General features: G+C 69.8%; 23 protein-coding genes. 4 read left to right on the forward strand and 19 right to left on the reverse strand.

The features are described from left to right. The first annotated feature begins 250 nt into the window (after positions 1 to 250). A complete protein-coding gene (locus tag OG223_RS05095; protein WP_329242981.1) occupies positions 251 to 538 on the forward strand; it encodes a putative quinol monooxygenase in 288 nt (95 codons plus the stop codon). Positions 539 to 589: 51 nt separating this feature from the next. Here OG223_RS05095 and OG223_RS05100 read toward each other — a convergent pair whose 3' ends face one another. From OG223_RS05100 to OG223_RS05155, 12 genes are all read right to left on the reverse strand, one after another. Further along, positions 590 to 1618, reverse strand: a complete 1029-nt coding sequence (locus OG223_RS05100; protein WP_329242984.1) for a methionine synthase II (cobalamin-independent)-like protein — start codon at positions 1616 to 1618, stop codon at positions 590 to 592. A gap of 3 nt (positions 1619 to 1621) precedes the next feature. After that, positions 1622 to 2098, reverse strand: a complete 477-nt coding sequence (locus OG223_RS05105) for a GlcG/HbpS family heme-binding protein (protein ID WP_329242988.1) — start codon at positions 2096 to 2098, stop codon at positions 1622 to 1624. Further along, positions 2095 to 2880 carry an alpha/beta fold hydrolase gene (locus OG223_RS05110; protein WP_329242990.1) on the reverse strand — a complete coding sequence of 262 codons (786 nt, stop codon included), beginning with the start codon at positions 2878 to 2880 and terminating at the stop codon, positions 2095 to 2097. The genes OG223_RS05105 and OG223_RS05110 overlap by 4 nt, the downstream gene beginning before the upstream one ends. A 26-nt stretch (positions 2881 to 2906) precedes the next feature. Next, entirely contained in the window at positions 2907 to 3278 is a 372-nt protein-coding gene (locus OG223_RS05115; RefSeq protein ID WP_043663869.1) for a VOC family protein, read from the reverse strand. Beyond that, a complete protein-coding gene (locus tag OG223_RS05120; RefSeq protein ID WP_329242996.1) occupies positions 3275 to 4045 on the reverse strand; it encodes a fumarylacetoacetate hydrolase family protein in 771 nt (256 codons plus the stop codon). Before OG223_RS05120 ends, OG223_RS05115 begins: the two co-directional genes overlap by 4 nt. Before the next feature lie 6 nt (positions 4046 to 4051). Next, complete coding sequence (locus OG223_RS05125; protein WP_329242999.1) at positions 4052 to 5500, reverse strand: NAD-dependent succinate-semialdehyde dehydrogenase; 1449 nt, start codon at positions 5498 to 5500, stop codon at positions 4052 to 4054. 31 nt (positions 5501 to 5531) lie between these two features. Further along, on the reverse strand, positions 5532 to 6449 hold the full coding sequence (locus OG223_RS05130; protein WP_329243002.1) for a VOC family protein: 918 nt from the start codon (positions 6447 to 6449) through the stop codon (positions 5532 to 5534). 98 nt (positions 6450 to 6547) lie between these two features. After that, positions 6548 to 7459, reverse strand: a complete 912-nt coding sequence (locus tag OG223_RS05135; protein WP_329243004.1) for a LysR family transcriptional regulator — start codon at positions 7457 to 7459, stop codon at positions 6548 to 6550. A 180-nt stretch (positions 7460 to 7639) separates the two neighbouring features. Then, positions 7640 to 8590 (reverse strand): sugar ABC transporter substrate-binding protein, encoded by a 951-nt coding sequence (locus OG223_RS05140; protein ID WP_329243007.1) that lies wholly within the window; start codon positions 8588 to 8590, stop codon positions 7640 to 7642. Positions 8591 to 8642: 52 nt separating this feature from the next. Further along, positions 8643 to 9656: an ABC transporter permease gene (locus OG223_RS05145; RefSeq protein WP_329243009.1), complete on the reverse strand. Its 1014-nt coding sequence runs from the start codon at positions 9654 to 9656 to the stop codon at positions 8643 to 8645. Beyond that, complete coding sequence (locus OG223_RS05150; RefSeq protein ID WP_329243012.1) at positions 9653 to 11155, reverse strand: sugar ABC transporter ATP-binding protein; 1503 nt, start codon at positions 11153 to 11155, stop codon at positions 9653 to 9655. Before OG223_RS05150 ends, OG223_RS05145 begins: the two co-directional genes overlap by 4 nt. Next, a complete protein-coding gene (locus OG223_RS05155; RefSeq protein WP_329265139.1) occupies positions 11152 to 11742 on the reverse strand; it encodes a carboxymuconolactone decarboxylase family protein in 591 nt (196 codons plus the stop codon). Before OG223_RS05155 ends, OG223_RS05150 begins: the two co-directional genes overlap by 4 nt. A 233-nt stretch (positions 11743 to 11975) precedes the next feature. Here OG223_RS05155 and OG223_RS05160 point away from each other — a divergent pair, with 233 nt between their 5' ends. Beyond that, a complete protein-coding gene (locus OG223_RS05160; protein ID WP_329243014.1) occupies positions 11976 to 12389 on the forward strand; it encodes a cupin domain-containing protein in 414 nt (137 codons plus the stop codon). Positions 12390 to 12627: 238 nt separating this feature from the next. Further along, on the forward strand, positions 12628 to 12831 hold the full coding sequence (locus OG223_RS05165; RefSeq protein ID WP_329243016.1) for a hypothetical protein: 204 nt from the start codon (positions 12628 to 12630) through the stop codon (positions 12829 to 12831). 8 nt (positions 12832 to 12839) lie between these two features. Here OG223_RS05165 and OG223_RS05170 read toward each other — a convergent pair whose 3' ends face one another. Continuing rightward, complete coding sequence (locus OG223_RS05170) at positions 12840 to 13811, reverse strand: MFS transporter (protein ID WP_329243019.1); 972 nt, start codon at positions 13809 to 13811, stop codon at positions 12840 to 12842. Between the two features lie 310 nt (positions 13812 to 14121). On the opposite strand from OG223_RS05170, the gene OG223_RS05175 reads away from it, so the two are divergent. Next, positions 14122 to 14646 (forward strand): CGNR zinc finger domain-containing protein, encoded by a 525-nt coding sequence (locus OG223_RS05175; protein ID WP_329243022.1) that lies wholly within the window; start codon positions 14122 to 14124, stop codon positions 14644 to 14646. A gap of 294 nt (positions 14647 to 14940) precedes the next feature. Here the strand turns inward: OG223_RS05175 and OG223_RS05180 are convergent, their stop codons facing one another. The 6 genes from OG223_RS05180 to OG223_RS05205 all read right to left on the reverse strand — a co-directional run bounded on the left by OG223_RS05180 (position 14941) and on the right by OG223_RS05205 (position 20626). Further along, a complete protein-coding gene (locus tag OG223_RS05180; protein ID WP_329243025.1) occupies positions 14941 to 16278 on the reverse strand; it encodes an MFS transporter in 1338 nt (445 codons plus the stop codon). 125 nt (positions 16279 to 16403) lie between these two features. Further along, on the reverse strand, positions 16404 to 17354 hold the full coding sequence (locus OG223_RS05185) for a catechol 2,3-dioxygenase (protein WP_329243028.1): 951 nt from the start codon (positions 17352 to 17354) through the stop codon (positions 16404 to 16406). Continuing rightward, positions 17335 to 18462 carry a 4-oxalomesaconate tautomerase gene (locus OG223_RS05190; RefSeq protein WP_329243030.1) on the reverse strand — a complete coding sequence of 376 codons (1128 nt, stop codon included), beginning with the start codon at positions 18460 to 18462 and terminating at the stop codon, positions 17335 to 17337. Before OG223_RS05190 ends, OG223_RS05185 begins: the two co-directional genes overlap by 20 nt. Continuing rightward, on the reverse strand, positions 18459 to 19163 hold the full coding sequence (locus tag OG223_RS05195; RefSeq protein WP_329243033.1) for a 4-carboxy-4-hydroxy-2-oxoadipate aldolase/oxaloacetate decarboxylase: 705 nt from the start codon (positions 19161 to 19163) through the stop codon (positions 18459 to 18461). The genes OG223_RS05190 and OG223_RS05195 overlap by 4 nt, the downstream gene beginning before the upstream one ends. A gap of 2 nt (positions 19164 to 19165) precedes the next feature. Next, positions 19166 to 19915: a PIG-L deacetylase family protein gene (locus OG223_RS05200; protein WP_329243035.1), complete on the reverse strand. Its 750-nt coding sequence runs from the start codon at positions 19913 to 19915 to the stop codon at positions 19166 to 19168. A 60-nt stretch (positions 19916 to 19975) separates the two neighbouring features. Further along, on the reverse strand, positions 19976 to 20626 hold the full coding sequence (locus tag OG223_RS05205) for a GntR family transcriptional regulator (RefSeq protein WP_329243038.1): 651 nt from the start codon (positions 20624 to 20626) through the stop codon (positions 19976 to 19978). Positions 20627 to 20662 lie beyond the last annotated feature (36 nt).

Here is a 20662-nt window from a genome sequence, read left to right on the forward strand (position 1 = left end):
CTTCCTTCGTCCGCCGCGGTGCGGGTCCGCGGTCTGCACAGTCAGCGGCCACAGTGGGCCGAATGCGACAACACACCAAGTGAGGGCGGTGCCACCAGTCCCGCGGAGGCAGGCATTGCTTGCGCCGCGCGCAGGTCGGCCGAGGGTTGATCCGTGCTGGAATCGGCAGGCCGGACGGCATGTGCCACGACGCCGGGAGCCGGGGATCCGCTGAGGATCCGATTGAGGATTCGTTGAGGAGAGACACGACATGGCCTACGCAGTCATCGCCCGCTACTTCTGCGAGCCCGCCGACGAGGCCACGGTGCGGGCCGCGTTGCTGAAGGTGCGCGAGCAGACCCGTGCCGAGCCGGGGAACCTGGCGTACGAGGTGCACGCCGAGGCGGACGTACCGGGGAGTTTCGTGCTGTACGAGCAGTACGCCGACCGGGACGGTTTCGACGCGCACAAGGCGGCCGACCACTTCGACGAGCTGATCGTGCGGACGATCTGGCCACTGCTGACCGACCGCAAGGTGACCTTCGCCGAGGTCCTCTGACGAACCCCGCCGGGAAGCGTGTCGCAGCGCTTCCCGGCCCGTCCGTCCCCGTCAGAACTCGTTGCCCCAGACATACCGGGCGACCGTCTCCACCAGCTCGATCTTCCGGCGCTGTTCCTCGGTGGTCAGCAGCGGCCGGCTCGCCACGTCGGCGAAGCCCCGGGACGGTGCTACGGCCCCGTCCTCCAGGTCCTTGAACTCGCCCACCGCGTCGAGCCCGGCCATCACCGTGTCGATGTCCTCCAGCGCGGGCACGGTCGCGTCGACGACCCCCAGGCAGAAGTCACGGCCCTCCGGCAGGGCCTTGACCAGGGCGAGTTCGGCCGGGGTGCCCTGGTCGAAGGGCAGGATCCAGCGGTCGGCGCCGATCGTGCCGTAGAGCTTCTCGGCGCGGGCCCAGTCCACCGCGGCCGGGGCGACCGGGCCGGGAGCCACGCCGATCCGTACGCCTTCGGGGCGCTCGTCCAGGCGTACCGCCAGGGCGTCGACGGCGAGGGCGTCCTCGAAGGAGAGCGCGCCGGGGTCGGCCGGGTCGGTGGCCAACTGGCCCAGCAGGAGAGGGTTGTTGAGCTGGATCAGGCGTACGCCCCTGGAGACCAGCAGCTCGATCTCGGCGAGGACGATCTCCGCGAGCGCCTCCCCCAACTCCCGTGCGGAGGACGGGCCGTGGCCGGGCCTGAAGGTGGTCGCCGCGAGGTACGCGGGCGAGGGCAGCGAGGCCTTCGGGGCGATCACCGTCAGCTCGGTGAGGCGTGCCGCCCAGTCCGCGAGCAGCGGGCCGTTGGCCTTCGGGAGGGACTCCGCGACCCAGCGCACCAGGCCGTCGGCGTCGGTCTCGTCCGTGCGCCGGAAACCCGACACCCCGTCAAAGACCGCGCTGCGGAAGTCTTCCCGGGGGAAGTCGCCGTCGGTGACGACGGTGGAGCGCAGCTTGCGCTGGAGGACGACCGCGTCCTTGACCGCCTGGAGTTCCGCCTCCTTCAGCGCCTCGGGGTCTCCGGCGGCGCGGGCGGCGGTCAGTTCGGCGGGGCGGACCAGGCTGCCCTGGTGGTCGATGCGGTAGTTGAACGTGTCCGCCATGAGTTATGCGTCCTTTCCGGACGAGGCCGGCTTGCCCGCGACGCCCCAGGCGGCGAACTCGAGTTCGTAGCCGAGGGAGGCGAGGACCTCTTCGGCGATCTGCTGGTCCTCGTCGGCGGTGCCGCCGGCGATGCCGAGGCCGCCGATGATCTCGCCGTCCTTCTTGATGGTGAGGCTGCCCTCGGTGGCCATGATCGGCATGGCGGCGCCCGGGAGTTGGGACAGTTGGGAGAAGAAGACGGGCTGGCTCTCCTGCCACTTCTTCAGCATCTTGCCGGGCCGCTGCATGATGGCCGCCGTGTACGCCTTGGCGCGGGCGATGTCCGGGGTGAGCGGGCGGGCGCCGTCCGGGCGGCGGATGGCGATGGGGAAGCCCCCCGCGTCCACCACGGCGACGCTGACCGCCTTCCCGATCGACTGGGCGCGCTTGTGGGCGGCGTCGATGATCTCCTCGGCGGCGTCCAGGGTGAGGCTGCTCATGCTGCTTCCTTCGGTGCGGTGAGGGTGCGGCGCAGGTGGGCGACGGCGGCGTTGTACTTCTCGGGCGTCTCCCAGTACATGGAGTGCGGGGCGTCCGGGACGATCTCCAGGTGCGAGCCCGCCAGCAGTTCGTGGGCGCGGGTCACGGTCTTCACGCTGAGCACCGCGTCCTTCTCGCCCGCGAGGAAGGCGACCTTGACGCCCGAGGCCCGGATGTCGTCCAGGGACGGGCCGTTGGTGTCGAGGTTGCGCAGGTCCTGCATCTTGGCGACGTTGAAGGTGCCCATCTGCTGGAAGAGGAAGGTGAGGTCGGCCCGCTCCTGCTGGAACCCCTTCGTCAACAGGCGGTCGATGACCGGCAGTTTGACGGCCTCGGCGCGGTCGGCGGCGGCGAGTTCCTTCAGTTCGGGGTGGCTGATGCCGCCCAGCGAGTGGCCGAGCACGACGGAGCCGACCCGCTCGGGCCGCAGCAGTCCGGCACGCAGGGCGGCGACGGAGCCGATGGACTGGCCGACGAGCATGGCGTCGGTCAAGCCCTCTTGGTCCAGTACGGCTACGACGTCACCGGGAAAGTCCTGGCCGTCGAACTGGGGCATGGACGAGTCGGACTTGCCGAAACCGCGCAGGTCCACGGTGACGACCGTGAACTCCTCGCGCAGTGCGGCCACTTGCTGCCACCAGGCGGCGTGGTGGCCGCCGCTGCCGTGCACGAACAGGATCGCCGGACCGCTGCCGTGGCGCTCGTAGTAGATGGAGATGCCGTCGGAGTCGGCGATGGGCATGGGGGTGAACTCCTGTACGCGCGGGATCAGTTGGGGCGGCGACCGTGGAAGACGAGCTCGATCATGGTGTGGTCGGGGTCGTGGATGTAGCAGAACTTCGACTGGTTCTCGGGCCGTTCGATCGGCCGGGTGTGGCGGATGCCCAGGTCCGTGATGTGGGCGAGGAACTCGTCCCAGTCGTCGACCTCGACGGCGAAGTGATAGGGCGCCATGCGCTCCATCTCCTCGACCGGCGTGAAGTGGAGGTCGAAGTTGCCGCGGGTCATCAGCACCACACGGGAGTTGGACTTGGGCATGATGCGCTTCATCCCGAAGACCTTCGTGTACCACTCGGCGGTCCGGTCGGGGTCGGTGGTGGGGAAGTTGACGTGGTGGATGTAGCGGGGTGCGCTGCTCATGACGGATTCCCTTCGCTGTGTACGGGGTTGGACAGGACACCGATGCCGCTGATCTCGATGTCCACGGTGTCCCCGGGTTCGAGTTGGCAGGTGGACTCGGCGCCCATCCACAGCACGTCCCCCGGGTGCATGGTGATGTGCTTGGTGAGTTCGACGATGTGGTCGAAGGGGTCGAAGACCATGTCGCCGGTGGCGAACGAGGCGCGGACCTCCCCGTTCACACGGAGTGTCGTGGTCTGCGCCAGGGCGTCGACGTCGGTCTCCATCCAGGGGCCCATGGGCTTGAACGTGTCGCTGTTCTTGCTGCGCCAGAACGAGCGGTCCTGGTGCTGCCAGGTACGTGCGCTCACGTCGTTGCCGATGGTCCAGCCGAAGACCGACTTGCGGGCCTCGTCGTAGGAGGCGTGCCGCAGGGTTCGGCCGATGACCGCGACGAGTTCGGGCTCGGCCTCGAAGCGGCCCTCGACCTCGGCCGGCTTGACGATGGGTGAACGGTGGCCGGTGAGCGCGTTGTTGGCCCGGTAGCCGACCTCGGGGCGGGTCGGGGTCTCGGCGCGGGCGTGCGCGATGTGGCGCGGGTAGTTCATGCCGACCGCGTAGAAGACGGGCGGGACGACGACGGGCAGCCAGTGGGCGTCGGCCACCGGCACCGTGCCGAGGACCGAGGGGTCGCCGTCGAGGGGGGACTCGGACAGCAGCTCGATGTCCTCCTCCCCCACGCGGCCCCACACCGCCCGGCCGCCGACCGCAACACGCGTGTACCTCATGGCGGTTCAGCCCGCCAGCAGGTGGGAGACACGCTTGGTGATCAGATAGGCGTCGAGGGCCTCGGGGCCGCCCTCCCTGCCGTAGCCGCTCTCCTTCACGCCCCCGGAGGGGGCCTCCGCGACGGAGCCGCCGCAGTGGTTGATGGAGAGGATGCCGGCCTCCAGCGCGTCCGAGAGCTTCTCCGCGGTGGCGGCGGACTCGGTGAAGCCGTAGGCGGCGAGGCCGTAGGGAAGGGAGTTGGCGAGGGCGAGGGTCTCGTCCAGGTCGGTGAACGGGACGATCGGCGCGAGCGGGCCGAAGGGTTCCTCGTGCAGCAGCTTCGCGTCCGGCGGTACGTCGGTCAGCACGGTCGGGGCGTAGAAGTAGCCGTCGCGCGCGAGGCGTTGACCGCCGGTGAGCACCTTGGCACCACGTTCCACGGCGTCGGAAACCAGGTTCTCCATGGCCTGCAGCCGGCGCTCGTTGGCGAGCGGGCCCATGGTGGTGTCGGCGTCGAGGCCGTCTCCTACGGTGACCTCCTGGGCGGCCTTCACGAACTCGGCGGTGAAGGCGTCGACGATGCTCTCGTGGACGTAGAAGCGGCTCGGGGAGGTGCACACCTGGCCGGCGTTGAAGAACTTCGCCTGTGCCGCCTTGCGGGCGGACCTCAGCGGGTCGGCGTCGGCGCAGACGATGACCGGGGCGTGGCCGCCGAGTTCCATCAGGGTGGGCTTCATGACCTCGCCGGCCTGGGCCGCGAGGAGTTTGCCGACCGGGACGGAGCCGGTGAAGGCGACCAGGCGGATCCGCCGCGAGGGGATCAAGTGGGCGGAGACCTCGGCCGGTTCGCCGAAGACGAGGTTGAGGACGCCGGCCGGGAGTCCGGCGTCGGCGTAGCAGGCCACCAGGGCGGCGGCGGTTCCCGGGGTCTCCTCGGACGCCTTGATGACGATCGAGCAGCCTGCGGAGAGGGCGGAGGAGAGCTTGCGGTTCGGGCCGCCGACAGGGAAGTTCCACGGCACGAACGCGGCGACGGGGCCCACGGGTTCGCGGCGGACGGTGAGGACGGTACCGGGTGCGGACGGGATGATCCGGCCGTAGGCGCGGCGGGCGTCCTCGATGTGCCAGCGCAGGGTGTCGGCGGTGCGCAGGGCCTCGGTGGTGCCCTCGCGGAGCGGCTTGCCCTGCTCCTGGGCCATGATCCGGCCGATCTCGGGGGCGCGTTCGGTGATCAGGTCGGCGGCGGTGTGCAGGATCGCGGAGCGCTTGGCTATCGGGGTGGCGCGCCAGGTGCGGAAGCCCTCGGTGGCCGCGTCGAGGGCGCGGTCGAGGTCGGCTGTCGTGGCGAGGGGTACCTCGCCGATCACCTTCTCGGTGGCCGGGTTCACGATCGGGGCGGTCCGTCCGGTGCCGCCCTGGCACCACTCGCCCGCGATGTACATGCGGACGGCGGGGTAGCCGTGGTCGGAGGTCATGAGTGGTGCCCTCTCAGGCTGGGGTGGAGAGTCAGTTGGCGGGGGCGTCCTGGTCGCGGTTGGAGCGCAGTGCCCAGATGTGGTGCGGCGGGGTGGTCTCGTGGACGCGGGTCTCGTAGGTGTCGTCGACCCGGTCCATGTCCGCCGCGTACTCGACGCGGCCGCCGCACGGGGCGTGCAGGAAGCGGAAGACGTTCGAGCCGACCGTGTGCCGGCCGAGCTTGCGGGCCTCCCGCCAGCCGCGCTCGATCATGAAGTTGCCGCCCTCGATGACGTCGTCGAAGCCGGGGACCTCGTAGGCGATGTGGTTGACGCCGGCGCGGTCGGGGCGGTGGCACAGCAGCATGGTGTGCTGGTCGTCGTCGCCCGGTGCCTGCATGAACACGCCCATGGGTTCGACGATGTCGGTGGGCCGGAAGCCGAGCCGCTCGGTGTAGAAGGCGACGGCTTCCTCGCGCCCTTCCTTGACGATGTTCAGCGCGACATGGCACATGCGCAGCGGGAAGGCCCGGGTGAGCGGTTCCAGCGCGGCGTTCCAGCGGTCGACGCTGCCCAGCGCGTTGGCGGGCCGGGGGGTGACGTCCGCGTCCTTCGGGCGGGCCAGGGTGAGTCCGACGCCGAAACCGCTCTCGTCCACGGTGTGGAAGACGCCGTCGGCGCTCTCGTGGACCTTGCGGTCACGGCCCGCGGCGGCGACCAGCCGGGCCAGTTCCTCGGGGGTGTCGACGCCCCAGACCACCTCGCGGATCGTCGGCCCGGCCTCCAGCGGCGGCGGCAGCAGCGGGCCGGGCACGGTGTCCAGGTGGAGGGTCTGCCCGGTGAGCGTCTCGAAGACCGCGTGCTCCTCGGTGCGCTCCAGCAGGAACAGCCCGAAGTCGCCGAAGAAACGGACACATTCGTCTACGTCGTCGATGCCGTAGGTGACCGATTCGATTCTCTGGATTCCCATGGATGCCTCGTTTCGCGGGTCGCCCGGTGAGCCTAGATTTCGGGGCGTGAAGGCCTCAATGGTCCGAGCTCGTCTGAATTCGCAATCGTTTCTTGCGGCTACGACCGGATGGCCGGAATGGGATTCTGTGAGAACCATTCGGCGAGGAAGTCGAGGAACACGCTGACCTTGCGCGGGGTGGCCTGGCCGGGGCCGTAGATCGCGAACAGGGGACGGTCGGGGACCGCGAGTTCGGGGAGCAGGACCTGGAGGGCACCGCTCATCAGGTCCTCGTAGGCCGGGCGCTGGGGCAGCAGGGCTATGCCGCGGCCGTGGACGGCGGCCTTCTGCAGGGCGATGTACGAGTTGGACGAGAAGGCGATGTTGCGGATCTTGTGCAGGGTGCTGGCGTGGCCGTGGCCGATGCGCCAGACCGGGTCGTTGACGTGGACCAGACAGTCGTGGTGGGCCAGGCCGTTGGGTTCGGTGAGCGGGCCGCCGCGCTCCAGGTACGTCTCGGAGGCGCACAGGACGAAGGGCAGCGAGGCGATCTTCTTGAGGCGCACGCTGGAGTCGCGCAGGTCGCGGGTGTGGAAGGCGACGTCGAAGCCGCTGTCCAGGAAGTCGTACGTACGGTCCGACATGCCGCCGAGCTCGAAGCGGACGTGGATCTTGGGGTGGGCGGCGGAGAAGGCGGCGATCGCGTCTCCGAGGTCCAGGCTGCCGATCCACTTGGGGCAGATGATGCTGAGGGTGCCCTCGGCGCGGTCGTGCAGGTGGGAGATGACGGCGTCCTCGGCCTCGATCTCGTCGAGGATGCGGGCCGCGAACTCGGCGTACTTCAGGCCCGGTTCGGTGAGGCTCACCGAGCGGGCGGTGCGGTTGACCAGGCGGACGCCCACCTGTCGCTCCAGCTCGGCGACGTGGCGCGATACCAGCGAGCCCGACGAGCCCAGCTTCTTCGCCGCGCCGCTGAAGCTCCCGGCCTGTGCGACGGTGACGAAACTGTGCATGAGCAGCAGTCGATCCATGATTCCTCCGGAGGCCCACGGGTGCCAGGGGTGGGCCCCGGCGGCGGTGCCGGTCGTACTGATGGGTCCGTCTCCGGCCGGCATGTCCAGGTCGCGGCTCGACTTGGACGTTCCGGCGATGTGACGGACGGGCGGCTCGGACAACAATGAGGCAGGTGTCGCTCCCGGCACCGGGCTCCGCTACTTCGGGCAGTACTGGGGAGCCTTGCTCAGGTTGTCCTTGGTCACCAACAAAAGAGGAATGTTGGCAATTTTGTCAACCTTCTTCTTGGCCAACAGACCGACCGCATTCTTCACCGCGGCCTGTCCTATCGCCATGGCCGAGTTGGCCACGGTGGCGGAGAGCCGTCCGTCCTGGACGGCGGCCAGGCCCTCGTCCGTGCCGTTGGCGGTCACGATCTTCACGTCCTTCTTGCCGGCCGCGTCGAACGCCTTGCGGGCGGCCAGCGCCATGTCCTCGGAGGCGACGAACGCGTACTGCAGGTCCGGGTGGGCCTGGATCATGTTCTCGGCCACGTCCTGGGCCTTCACGGGGTTGAACATGCCTGGCTGGTTCGCGACCACCTTCGCGGTGCCGGGCAGTGCCTTCGTGAAGCCGCCCACCATCAGGTCGGAGGCCGCACCGGGCGCACCCGCGATGACGCCGACCTGAACGCTCTTGCCGCCCGCGTCCTGCGCGATCCAGCCCGCGTCCAGGGCGCCGAGCTTGCCGAGATCGACCACGGCCGCGCCGAGAATGTCGTTCACGTCGCCGGTGGCCACGGAGGTCAGATAGATCGGGATGTTCGCGGCCTTCGCCTTGGCGATGTCGCCCTTCAGCGCGTCCACGTTGACGGTCTGCACGATCAGCGCGCTCACGTTGCGCGAGGTCATGTCCTCGATGTTGGAGAGTTCGGTGGTGGAATTCTGGTGCGAGTTGGCGGTGAACACCTTGGCGTTCTGCGTCTTCGCCGTCTGCTCGACCGCTTTCTGGAGACAACTGTGGAACTCGGTGTCACCGCCGTTGACGAACCCGAGGGTGACATCGCCGGAACTCCCGCTGTCGTCACCGGTGCCGCAGCCGCTCAGTACGAGAGTGGTGCCGGCGAACGCGGCGAGCACGGCTCTGCGGGATTGGAACGAAATTCTCATGGTGAACCGCCTTTGTGGATGCAGTCTTTGAGGATGCGGTGAGCCGGGCCGGTCAATGGCGTGCGGAACGTGCCTTGTGCATCTCGTTGGCGATGGCCGCGATGAGCAGCACGCCGCCGACGGAGACCGACTGGTAGTTGCTGGAGACCTGGAGCAGGTTCAGCGCGTTGGCGACCACGCCCAGGAGCACCACTCCGAGGGCGGTGCCGATGACCGTGCCGTATCCGCCGGCCAGGGCGGTGCCTCCGATGACGACCGCGGCGACGGCCTGGAGCTGGAGGGACAGTCCGCCGGTGCCGGGGCTGCTGCCGCTGAGCCGGGACAGCAGCATCAGGCCGGCCAGTCCGGACAGGGCGCCGGTGAGGGCGTACAGCGAGAGCTTGCGGGCGGTGACGTTGATGCCGCTGAGCCGGGCGACGTGCTCGTTGCCGCCGATGGCGAAGGCGTCGCGGCCGAACACGGTGAACCGCATGACCAGGGCGGTCGCCACCAGCACGAGGATCGCCACGACCAGGAGGTACGGCACGCCGAGGATCTTGTTGTTGCCGAGGGCGAACATCCTGGTGCCGATGGAGACGCTGACGCTGTCGAGCACGAGAAGGGCGACACCGTCCAGGAGAGTCGCCATCGCCAGCGTCGCGACGAACGGGGCCACGTTCGTGAACGTCACGACCACCCCGTTGACCAGGCCGATCAGCGTGGCCAGCACGAGTGAGGCGACGACGGTGAACGCCGTGGAGTGGCCGTGGGCCAGCAACTGCGCCCCGACCGCGGTCGTCACGGCGACGTTGCTGCCCATCGAGAAGTCCATGCCGCCCGCGGTCATCAGCAGCGTGAGCCCGGCCGCGATCACCGCGACGACGCTGACCTGGCGCAGGATGTTGATGACGTTCGTGTCGGTGGCGAACGCGTCGGTCCGCAGCGAGGTGCCGACGATCACGACGACGAGGACGGCGATCAGCCCGGTGTGCGGGGCACCGCGCAGCGCGGCCGGCGAGAGACGGGGGCGCGGTTTCCTGGGCGGGTCGGAGACGCCCGGGGCGTCGGTAACTGTCTTGACGCTCACTGCGGTTGACCTCCGAGGGCGGTGGCGACGAGTTCGTCATGGGTGATGGCGTCGATGTCGTGCTCGGCGACCGTCCGGCCGGCGCTGACGACGACGACCCGGTCGGCGAGGCGCATGACCTCCTCGGCGGACGAGGAGGCGAGCAGTACGGCGACACCGCGCGAGGCGAGGTCGTCGAGGAGGGCGTGGATGTCGGCCATCGCCGCGATGTCGACCCCGTTGGTGGGGTCCTCAAGGAAGCAGGCGACCGGCTCGGTCCCCAGCCACTTGGCGAGCAGCACCTTCTGCTGGTTGCCGCCGGACAGCGCGCCCACGGGCGGGTTGCCGGCGAGCGACACCACGCCGTAGCTGCGGCGCAACGGAGCGGCGCGGCGGGCGAGTTGGGCACGTCGGTGCATCCGGCGGCGGGCGAAGCGGTCCTCGGCCAGCATCAGGTTCTCGTCGAGGGACAGCTCCGGGACCAGGCCGAGGGCCCGGCGGTCACCGGTGACGCAGCGCAGCCCGCTGGCGAGCGAGGCGTGAACTCGGCCGAACGGCACCGGAGTTCCGTCCACGGTGAGGTGGCCGGTGTCCGGGCGGCGGCGGCCGGAGAGCACGTCGAAGAGGCGCGACTGGGCGTCCCCGGCCGGGCCGAGCACGGCGACGATCTCGCCCTTGCGCACGTCGACGGTGAAGTCCCGTACGGCCCGGCCGTCGGTGAGGCCGCGCACGGTGAGGCCGATCTCGTCCTTGGGGGCGGGCCGTTGGGACCGCCGGGACACAACGTCCCTGCCGACCATGCTCCGTACGAGTTCGGTGGCGTCGAACTCGGCGGCCGGCGCGCTGCGTACGACCGCGCCGTCCCGCAGCACCGTGATCCGGTCGGCGACGGCCAGCACTTCGTCGATGTAGTGCGAGATGTAGACGACGGCCACGCCCTCGTCGCGCAAGGTGCGCACCAACTCCCTTATCTGCTGCGCCGCTTCGGCGCTCAGACACGCGGTCGGTTCGTCGAGGATCAGGATGCGGCCGCCGCGCCGGACCTCGCGGGCCACCTCGACCATGGTCTGCTCGGCGACGGTGAGCGAACCCGCGGTGCGTGTCACGTCGATGTCGATGCCGAGGGCCTCGAGTGCCGTGCGGGCCTCGGAGTCGACCGCTTTCCAGCGCACGGCACCGGCCCGGGTCGGCAGGTCGCCCAGCAGTACGTTCTCGGCGACGGTGAGCCCCATCGCCAGTTCCCGGCGCTGGGGCACCGAGGCGATGCCGAGCCGGCGGGCCTTGCGCACCGTAAGTCCGTGCTGTGCCTGCCCGTTGACCTCGACGGTGCCTTCGTCGCTCTGGTGGACCCCCGAAAGGACCTGCACCAGCGTGGACTTGCCGGCGCCGTTCATGCCCATCAGCGCGTGGACCTCGCCGGGGTACAGGTCGAGGTCCACGTCCTTGAGGGCGGCGGCGCCACCGAAGCTCTTGGTGACGCCGCGGACTCGAAGTACCGCGTCTCCCCCCGGAGTTGTCACGGCCGTGGCTCGGTACCGTCGGAGCCGTCGGGGCTGTCGGACGTGTCCGGGACGACCCGGCCGTAGCCGCGGATGTCCGGGAACGGCGGCTCCTTGTCGGCCTGGAGGTCCACCTGGAAGGTGTTCAGGCACATGCCGAGCATGGTGAAGTTGCCGAGCGCGCCGATGGTGTCGACCAGGCCCTTGGACCCGAAGTGCGCCAGCGCGGCGGCGAAGGTGTCGTCGGTGACGAAGTGGTCGTCGAGGATCTCGCGGCAGAACTGGTAGAAGGCCTGGTCCACTTCGTTGTCGAAGACGGCCTCGCGCTTCTCGGCGATCGCCTTGACGGCGGCCTCCGGAATGCCGGCCTCGATCGCCTGGTGCACATGGGCGTTCCAGGAGTACTGCGCGTCCCAGTTGCGGGCGGCCAGCAGCAGGGTGAGTTCGCTCAGGTGCTTGGGGAGGCTGCTGTCGAAGCGGGCGAACGCGCCGAGGGATTCGGCCCGTTCGCACATCTCCGGGCTGTGCAGCCAGACCCGGAAGGGGCCGCGGACCGCGCCGCGCCGGCCGGCGATGCGGGCGGCCAGCTCCTGCTGGCGCGGGTCCATTTCCTCTTCGGTGAGAACGGGGAGCCTCATGGGCCGATACCTGCCTTTTCTTTCCGGCGCGTTACGTGCACGGATCGTGGAGCCGTGCGATGCGAGCCGACGCTACAGCCGGGTCCGGAAAGCTCACCCCTCTGGAAATGCAAGGTAAAGCTGCACGCCAGAGGGCACCCATTCGCTCGCGCGAGGCCTACCGTCGTTCGACGGCGAAGCGTGTAAGTGGAAAGGAACTCCGGATGACCACGATCATCAAGGTCGCGTCCGTGCCCCTGCTCGACCGGGGCGGTGCCGTCGTCACGACCCCCCTCGTCACGACGCCGTCGGCGGGCGGGGAGAACCTGATCACCAGTGGGATGAGTGTGTATCCGGTCGGTTCCGGAGCGCCGTTGCACTCGCACAACTGCGACGAGCACGTGACGATCCTGGAGGGCGAGGCGGAGGTGTGGGTCGACGGCGAGGTGACGAAGCTGGAGCAGTACGACACCACGTACGTCCCCTCACCGATCCCGCACCTGTTCCGGAACATCGGCGACACCCCGCTGCGCATCCTGTGGGTGTACTCCTCGGGATACGTGACGCGGACGTTCACCGAGACCGGCAGGACGGTGGAACACCTGTCGGCGGAGGACCAGATGGGCTCGGACGACTAGGACACGACCAGGGCCTGTCCGGGCGATCATGCGGGAAGCCGGTAGTCGAAGACCCGGGGACCTCCTCACGGGCCCGCCCTATTAGGGTGACGCCGTGCGATTGAGAGCGGTGTTACTCGTCCTGTTCCTGATACCGCTGCTCTGGGGGACGGTGTCACTGCTGAGAGCCGGATCGGCCTACGGCGCGTACTGCCCTGGGCTCCTTCTGGGCAAGGACGGCGAGTCTCATCCCGATCCCATGAGGCGTGGCGACAGGTGTGAGCTCTCCTACGACACCGGCACCGGCCGCTCCATCGGCACCAGCACGTACGAGCAGGTGGCGTTCGGCCAAGAGCTGAAACGGCGGAGCCTCTATCAGCAGGGAGCGGTGTTCACCCTGTACGGAACGGTGGGGATGGGCATCGTCGTTGTCGCTACCCGCAAGCGCAGGCTCGCGGCTTAGTCCGGCGTTCAGGCGTCGTTGCTGCTGGTGATCGTTGCCTGCGGTCGCGTGACGGCCAGGGCGGCGACGGTCAGCAGGGACAGCAGCGCCCAGGCCGGTGTGAAGCTGCCGGTGAGGTCGACCAGCAGGCCGAGCGCGGGCGGCACCGCGACGATGGCGATCTGGTTGACGGACATCGCCAGCCCCAGGGCGAAGCCGGTCCTGCCCGGTGGGGCCGCTTCGGTGACGTAGGCGACCCACGGGCCGTACCAGCCGAAGCCGAAGAAGCCGAGCCAGACGAAGACACCGGAAGCGATGACCGGTTCCCGCCCGGCCGGTGTCATCAGCACGAACAGCCCGGCGATCACGGCGACCATGCAGACCAGCACGATGACGTAGCGCCCGGACCTGCTCCGGTCGCTCCAGGCCGCCAGGCAGATCCTGCCCAGGACGCCCGCGCCCTGGGCTGCCACCAGGATCAGGGCCGCCTGCCCGACGCCGACCGATGCGGTCCGGTAGAGGTGCAGCACCGTCAGGATGCCCACACCGCACTGCACCGAGATCAGGCTGGTTCCCGAGAGCATGATCCTCACCATGGACGGTTCACGGAGCATGCGCAGCCGGGCGCGGAGCTGTTCCGCGATCGGGGCGGGCGGCTCCCTGTCCCCGGGGGCGGACAGCGCGGGCGGCCTGCGGTAGCAGCCCATGAAGAGCCCGGCTCCGAGGAGCGCGACGAGGCCACCGGTCAGCAGTGTCGCCCGCCAGCCGAACTCCTCGGCGACGAGCGGGAGTACGGCCGAGGCGAGCGCCGCCCCCAGCGGCAGCCCGGCTTGCCGGACGCCCATCGCGAAGCCCCGCTGTGACGTGTCGAACCAGGACGCCACCGACTTGCTCCCACCCGGCTGGACGGTGCTGTATCCCGCGCCGACCACCAGCAGCACGACCAGCAGGGCCGCGTATCCCGGCGCCAGACTCCCCACGCCCAGAGCCACCGCGACCACGCAGGCCCCGATCCCACCACCCAGCGCTCGCTGTAGCGGTCCAGCAACTCGCCGGCCACCAACAGCCCCGCCAGTGGCAGGAGTTGGGCCGCGGAGACCAGCAGACCGAGCTGCGCCGTGCTCAGGTCCAGGGCGCGCTGAAGGTGGACACCGAGCGCTCCGAGGCCGCCCACGAAGAAGCCGGACGCGGCCTGCGTGAACGTGGCGGTGCCCAGCACGATCCAGCGGTAGCGCCATGGGTCGCGGGCCTGGGATACGGCGCGCCCGGCGGTTTGTTGTGCCATGCCGGCCACACTGCTGTAATGGTCTTGTGCACCTCAACCCTTACGGCGAGGATGCGGTGAACCTGGCCGCGGACCTGGCCAACCGCCGACCGACGAGTGCGGACGAGCTGGCGGACCGCTGCCGCGCCGCCGGCCTCACGCCGGAGCGCCCGGTGACGGCGGACGACCTGGACCGCGCCCTGGCCGCGCTGAATGCCTGGGAGGAGATCGTCGACGCCGCCGGGGAGCAGGAGCGCGCCGATCTGCTGAACCGGATGCTGGCCGAGACCGCCGCCTTCCCGCGGCTGACCTCCCACGCCGGCACCGGCTGGCATCTGCACTACCGGGACGCACAACAGCCGCTCGGATCCGTCCTGTTCACGCTGTTCGCGGTCGGTACCGCACTGCATCTGGCGGGCCGGGGCATGCACCGGCTGGGGCGCTGCGAGGTGATCGAGTGCGACACGGCCTTCGCCGACACCTCCCGCACCGGACGGCAGCGCTACTGCTCGCAGCGCTGTGCCAACCGCGACGCCGTCCGCAGACACCGGGCGCAAGCCGCGGTCACCTGACCGACCGACGCCCCGTGTCGCCCTGCGGGGCCACGCCGGACCGGCGGCCGCGCTCCGATCCCACCCACCATCCGCGGCTTCGTCCCCGAGAGCCGCGACCGTCCGAGCGTGTGCCTGCTGCCGACTGATCTCAATGACGGGCGCATCCCGCCCGAGTACGGCCGTGACGGCCTCGACCGGCTGCCGGGCCGTCATCACCGGCTCTGGACGCTCTGCCGCACACAGACCGACGCCGGCCCCCGCATCCCCTGCGGTGGCCGGCGTCCGGTCCTGCCTCTGTGTGTGCCGTGCCGGTCAGTGGGTGCCGACCAGCTCCTGCTCCGTGCTGGTCTGCGCGGCCTGCTTCGAGCTGCGGAGCGCCGCGATCCCGATGAACACCATGGACGACAGACCGGCGATCGCGAAGGACGTGAAGCCCCAGTCGCCGTTGCCCGAGGCCAGCAACTGGCCGCCGAGCCAGGGGCCGAAGACGGCGCCGAAGCGGCCCATGCCGGAGGTCCAGCCGACCGCCGTGGCACGGTTGTCCGGGGTGGAGCGGATGGAGACCGTCGCGTAGATCATCGTCTGGGCGCTGTTGAGGAAGACGCCCGTGAGGAAGACGACCAGCATCGTCACCGCCTGGCCCATGTGGACACCGAGCAGGAAGACGCCCACGGCTGTCAGCGCGAACCAGATCGCCGAGATGCGCGGAGCGCCGAAGCGGTCGGCGGCGCGGCCGGCGACGAGCATGCCCACGATGCCGCCGAGGTTGAAGACGACCACGAAGGTCAGGGCGTCGGCGAGCGCGTAGCCCTCGGAGCGCATCAGGGTGGGCAGCCAGGTGGCGACGCCGTAGACGAGGAGCAGGCCGCCGAAAGAGGCGAACCAGTACAGCAGGGTCTGGCTCCACTGGCCGCCGCTGAAGAGGCTGCGCAGGGCGTCCCAGCGGTCGGCCGCGGTCTTCTTGCCGGTGGCGGCGGGCAGTTCGACCTCGAAGCGCTCGGCGAGGGCGCCGGCCTCGTCGGTGCGGCCCTTGGCTACCAGGAAGCTCAGCGACTCGGGCAGGAACTTCAGCAGCACCGGGACGAAGAGCAGCGGGAGGACGCAGACCCAGAAGGCGGCGCGCCAGCCGACCGGGTCCACCAGCCACTTGGCCACGTAGGCGGAGAGGATGCCGCCGGCGTGGTGGGCGGTCATCAGCATGCCGATGGTGAGGGCGGTCCGGCCGCGCGGGGCGTAGTCGGAGACCATGCTGATCGCGGTGGGCAGCAGACCGCCGAGGCCGACGCCGGCGAGGGTGCGGCCGAGGCCGAAGACCTCGACGCTGCCGGAGATCGCGCAGACGCCGGAGGCGAGCGAGAAGAGCGTCACGCAGGCGATCATCAGGTGCTTGCGGCCGATCCGGTCCGCGACCGTGCCCGCGGTCAGGGCGCCCACCAGCATGCCGAAGGTGGCGTAGCTGCCGAGGTCGCCGGCCTGGTCCGGGGTGAGACCGAAGGTCTTCGTCTCCAGCAGGTGCGGCAGCACCGAGCCGTAGATGAACATGTCGAGGCCGTCGAAGAGGACGGCCAGCCAGCACAGGCCGATGACCAGCAGGGCCAGTCGGCTGCCGCGGGCGGACAGAGCGGGGGACGGGGAGGGGGAGGAAGACATCGTTGGTTACCTCTCGTGCTTGGTGCGCCAGACGCTAAGGAGTCACCCCCCGGATAGTCAACGTTTTTGTCAACAATCTCATCGGCAATCGCGCGGGGGTGACTCCGGTGGATCTTGCGCGCCGCTCAGCCGACCGGCGGAGTCCCGTGCGTGTGGAAGGACTCGATGGTCTTCAGGCCCCAGGCCTGCCCCTTCTTCCGCTCCTCCTCGGTCCAGGTGATCAGCGGCCAGTCGGGCGCCAGGACGAGTCGGGTGAGCGGGTTGCACAGCTCGATGCGGTTGCCGCCGGGCTCGTAGACGTAGAGGAAGAACGTCTGCTGGATGGCGTGCTTGTGCGGGCCCGTCTCGATGAACACGCCGGTGTCGATGGCGAGATCGGCCGCGCGCAGGATGTCCTCGCGGGTGTCGGTCGCGAAGGCGATGTGGTGCAGCCGCCCGGTCGAGCCGGTCCAGTCCTCGGTGTAGACGACGTCGTACGACTTGTTCGTGTACGTCAGCCAACGCGCCGCGATCCGGCCGCTGTTGAGCCGGATCTGCTCCGTCGGCCTTGCACCCAGCACCTGTTGCTGGAACTCGGCGCTCGACAGCACGTCCGCGGCAAGGAAGTTGATGTGGTCCAGGCGCCGAACTCCGACGCCCCGGTTGGGCTTGGCCTGCGGCTGGTTCTTCAGCGCCGGCTTCAGCTCGTCGGGGGCCCGGTAGTGCTCGCTCTCCCAGTACAGGGCGTGCTCGTGGCCGTCCGGGTCGGTGGTGACGTAGAGCTTGCCGAGGCCGGGTTCGTCCTCGACCCACCTGCCGGTGCCGCCCGCCTCCTCGATCGCCTTGATACGGCGCTGGAGGGCCTCCTCGCTGGAGGTGCGCAGGGCGAGCCGGCCGAGGCCGGGCTGTGCGCGGGCGGTGAGGACCAGGCTGTGGTGCTCGTAGTCGTCGTAGGTGCGGAGGTAGACGGTGTCGCCGTCCCGGCCGTTGACGGTGAGGCCCAGGTAGTCGGTGAAGAAGGCGACACTGGCGTCCAGGTCCGGGGTGAAGAGCTGGGCGTGGCCGATATGGGCGATGTCACCGAGCGGCGGAGCCATCGTTGCCTCCAAGGGGGCGTGCGAGTGCGGGAGTTGAGGCGGCGGGCCGGGGGAAGACCGTGCCGTCGAAGATCTTTCGTGCGGTGCGCACCACCGCGGTCCTGCGGACCACGGGAGCGGACCCTGCGGATCCGGACTCGACGCTAGTTTCGATGTCTAGGAATCCGCTGGGATGCTCGATGCGAATTCGGTCACTTTGTACGGCTACGGTCGCGATGCCCTCCCCCACTCCACCGGGGACGAGGAGCCCCGCCGCCACGCTCGCGGCGCCCAGGACGCCGATGGAGGTGTGGCAGCGCACGGGGATGAAGGTGCGGGTCATGACCGCGCCGCCGTCCGTGGGCGGAGCCAGCAGGCTGAGCTTGGGGATCGTGGTGTGTTCGACGTCACCGAGGCCCATCAGCTTTCCGGCCGCCAGGCGGATCTCCCGCAGGCGGGCGGCGAGAGTGGCGTTCTCCTCCAGGTCGGTGGGCGTCTCGTAACCCGTGACGTCCAGTGCGGCGGCCGGGATCAGGACGACCGGCATGCCGTTGTCGACGCACGTCACCTCGGTGCCGGCGATCACGTCACGGACGCGGCCGGTCGGCAGCAACGGGCTGGCGCCCTGCGGGAACTCGATCACCACCGGCGCGGCGGTACCTGGCACGCCCGAGATCTCGGCCGTACCGGAGTAGTCGACCCGCCCGCCCGGAGTCGGGAAGCTCGCGATCGCCAGTTCCCCGGTGTTGAGCATCCGGATGCGGACGGAGGTCTCGCTGCCACCGGGGGCCACGAGCCCCCGCTCCACGGCGAACGGGCCTATGCCGGCGAGGATGTTCCCGCAGTTCTGACGATCCGTCACCTCGGGGCGGTCCACGGCGACTTGCAGGAACAGGTAGTCGACATCGGCCTCGGGGTCGGCCGAGACGGAGACCACGCCGACCTTGCTGGTGAGCGGGTGGGCGCCGCCCAGCCCGTCGATCTGGCGCGGGTCGGGGCTGCCCATGACGCGCAGCAGCAGGTCGTCGCGGTCGGCCGGATCGGCGGGGAGATCCTCGGCCAGGAAGTAGGCGCCCTTGGATGTGCCGCCGCGCATCAGCATGCAGCGCACCTCCGCGGGCCCGGTCACGACCCGGCTCCGGTGTACTCCTCGTACGACCGGTACTCGACGCCGAGTTGCTTGAGGGTGTCGCGCAACCCGTAGCGGTCCAGGCCGAGTTGGCCCTCCAGGAAGGCGGCGCGAGTGGCCGCTTCCTTGGCCTCGCGCGCCTCCGACCTCTCGGCGGTCTCGCGCGCCTTCTCGCGCGGGACGACCACCACGCCGTCGTCGTCGGCGACGATCACGTCACCGGGGCGGACGACCTGGCCGTCGATGGCGATCGGTACGTTGACCGAGCCTCCGGTGGCCTTGACGGTGCCCTGGGAGGAGACGGCGCGGGACCAGGCGGCGAAGCCCATGTCGCGCAGTTCCTGGGTGTCGCGAATGCCGGTGTTCAGGACGACTCCGCGTACGCCGCGCTTCTGGAGCGCGGTGGCGAAGAGCTCGCCGAACAGGCCGTCCGTGCACGGGGAGGTGGTGGTGACGACGAGGATGTCGCCCGGGCCGCACTGCTCGACGGCCGCGTGGATCATGAGGTTGTCGCCGGGCCAGCTCAGTACGGTGACGGCGGTGCCGGCGACCCGAACTCCCTGCTGCACAGGGCGGATCGACGGGCCGAGCAGACCGGTGCGGCCCATGGCCTCGCTGACGGTGGCCACGCCGAAGGCACTCAGCGCCTCGACGTCCTGGGCGTCCGCCTTCGGGGGGTTGGTGACGATCACGCCGCCCATGGTTATGCCAGCTCCTTCGCGATCTGCGGGTACGGGCGCATGTACGCCTCGGCCATCGTCTTGTGCGCCAGGCCGAGGTTCGGGCCGGCGTTGCGCTTGAGCTGGACGCCTCGTCGTACGGCCAGGTCGGTGTAGTAGTCCCACAGGTGCTGCTGGGCGCCGAGGCACTCCATCGCCGCGCGCTTGGTGTCCCAGACCTCGCTGATGTCGAGGAGGACCTCGGGCTTGAAGCCGCTCATCTCGGGCTGGTGCGGCTCGAAGTAGAAGACCGGCGGGGCGCCGATGATCTCGCCCTCGCCGGGATAGCCGATGGCCTGCGCCAGGACCCGGGCCTCCAGCGCCATCCGGTTGGCTGCCGGGTGGTCGCCGTTGTACGGGTCCTCGGTGGGGTGGGTGAGCACGACGTCGGGCTGGGTGGCGCGGTAGACCTCGACGAGTTTGTCGGTCAACTCGGCGGTGGCGACGAGGGGATAGTCGCCGGCGTCGAAGAAGAGGACCTCGGCGCCGAGGGTGGCCGCGGCGCGCTCGGCCTCGTCCCGGCGTATCTCCTTGATCTCGTCCAGCTTCTTGCCCTCGCGCCAGGCCTTGGCGGACTCACCGCGCTCGCCGAAGGTCAGACAGGCGATGGTGACCTTCTCGCCGCGGGCGGCGGCCAGGGCGATGGCTCCGCCCGCCCGCCAGACGAAGTCCCCGGCGTGCGCCGTGACGACGAGCGTCGATCGTGGGGTGGCGGGCGCGTTGGGGTGCGTCATGCTCGAATCTCCTTGGTGGACAGGTGTGCGCCCGCCCCAGGTGCGCCGATCCGCCGCGCGTCAGTCGCGCAACGCCTCGATCACACTGGTGAGATGGGCGCGGACGGCCGCCTCGGCCGCCTGTGGGTCCCTGGCCGTGATCGCCTCGATCATCGCCAGATGCTCGCTCAGGGACTGCTGCGGACGCCCCGGCCGCAGCGCCAACTGGAAGCGGTGACGCACCAGTTGGGCATTGAGCCGCTCCAGCAGGGCCACAGCCGTCTGCTGGCCGGAGAACTCCCGTACCTTGTCGTGCAGTTCGTGGTTGAGCTCGGAGTACGTCACCGGCTCACCGTCGGCCACGGCCTTGGTCATGGCCCGGCCCAGGTCCGTCAGTTCGGTCAACTGGTCGTCGTCGGCCGCGACGGCCGCCTTGGCCGCGCACAGTCCTTCCAGGACCATGCGGCACTCCGTGATGGCGACCGCTTCCTCCACGGTCACCACCCGCACCCGGGAACCCCGGTTGCGGATCCGCTCGACCAGCCCTTCGGCCGCCAGATCGATCAGCGCCGCCCGGATGCTGGCCCGCGTCACATCGAACTGCTCGGCCAGCTCGTTCTCCACCAACCGCTGTGCCGGTGCCATGTCGCCTTGCAGGATCGCCTGCCGCAACTGCGTGAGCGCATGTTGCTTGGCCTGCTCCCCGGTGCTCGGACGGGCTTCTTTCGGCATCGTTGCCCTCCCTGAGTGAGTGCCTGTCGAACCTAA

It is taken from the genome of Streptomyces sp. NBC_01478, assembly GCF_036227225.1.
Lineage (GTDB): Bacteria > Actinomycetota > Actinomycetes > Streptomycetales > Streptomycetaceae > Streptomyces.

Coding starts and splice junctions, on each gene's coding strand:
- OG223_RS05095 (WP_329242981.1), top strand. CDS start 251: ATGGCCTACGCAGTCATCGCCCGCTACTTCTGCGAGCCCGCCGACGAG.
- OG223_RS05100 (WP_329242984.1), bottom strand. CDS start 1,618: ATGGCGGACACGTTCAACTACCGCATCGACCACCAGGGCAGCCTGGTC.
- OG223_RS05105 (WP_329242988.1), bottom strand. CDS start 2,098: ATGAGCAGCCTCACCCTGGACGCCGCCGAGGAGATCATCGACGCCGCC.
- OG223_RS05110 (WP_329242990.1), bottom strand. CDS start 2,880: ATGCCCATCGCCGACTCCGACGGCATCTCCATCTACTACGAGCGCCAC.
- OG223_RS05115 (WP_043663869.1), bottom strand. CDS start 3,278: ATGAGCAGCGCACCCCGCTACATCCACCACGTCAACTTCCCCACCACC.
- OG223_RS05120 (WP_329242996.1), bottom strand. CDS start 4,045: ATGAGGTACACGCGTGTTGCGGTCGGCGGCCGGGCGGTGTGGGGCCGC.
- OG223_RS05125 (WP_329242999.1), bottom strand. CDS start 5,500: ATGACCTCCGACCACGGCTACCCCGCCGTCCGCATGTACATCGCGGGC.
- OG223_RS05130 (WP_329243002.1), bottom strand. CDS start 6,449: ATGGGAATCCAGAGAATCGAATCGGTCACCTACGGCATCGACGACGTA.
- OG223_RS05135 (WP_329243004.1), bottom strand. CDS start 7,459: ATGGATCGACTGCTGCTCATGCACAGTTTCGTCACCGTCGCACAGGCC.
- OG223_RS05140 (WP_329243007.1), bottom strand. CDS start 8,590: ATGAGAATTTCGTTCCAATCCCGCAGAGCCGTGCTCGCCGCGTTCGCC.
- OG223_RS05155 (WP_329265139.1), bottom strand. CDS start 11,742: ATGGACCCGCGCCAGCAGGAGCTGGCCGCCCGCATCGCCGGCCGGCGC.
- OG223_RS05160 (WP_329243014.1), top strand. CDS start 11,976: ATGACCACGATCATCAAGGTCGCGTCCGTGCCCCTGCTCGACCGGGGC.
- OG223_RS05165 (WP_329243016.1), top strand. CDS start 12,628: ATGAGGCGTGGCGACAGGTGTGAGCTCTCCTACGACACCGGCACCGGC.
- OG223_RS05180 (WP_329243025.1), bottom strand. CDS start 16,278: ATGTCTTCCTCCCCCTCCCCGTCCCCCGCTCTGTCCGCCCGCGGCAGC.
- OG223_RS05185 (WP_329243028.1), bottom strand. CDS start 17,354: ATGGCTCCGCCGCTCGGTGACATCGCCCATATCGGCCACGCCCAGCTC.
- OG223_RS05195 (WP_329243033.1), bottom strand. CDS start 19,163: ATGGGCGGCGTGATCGTCACCAACCCCCCGAAGGCGGACGCCCAGGAC.
- OG223_RS05200 (WP_329243035.1), bottom strand. CDS start 19,915: ATGACGCACCCCAACGCGCCCGCCACCCCACGATCGACGCTCGTCGTC.
- OG223_RS05205 (WP_329243038.1), bottom strand. CDS start 20,626: ATGCCGAAAGAAGCCCGTCCGAGCACCGGGGAGCAGGCCAAGCAACAT.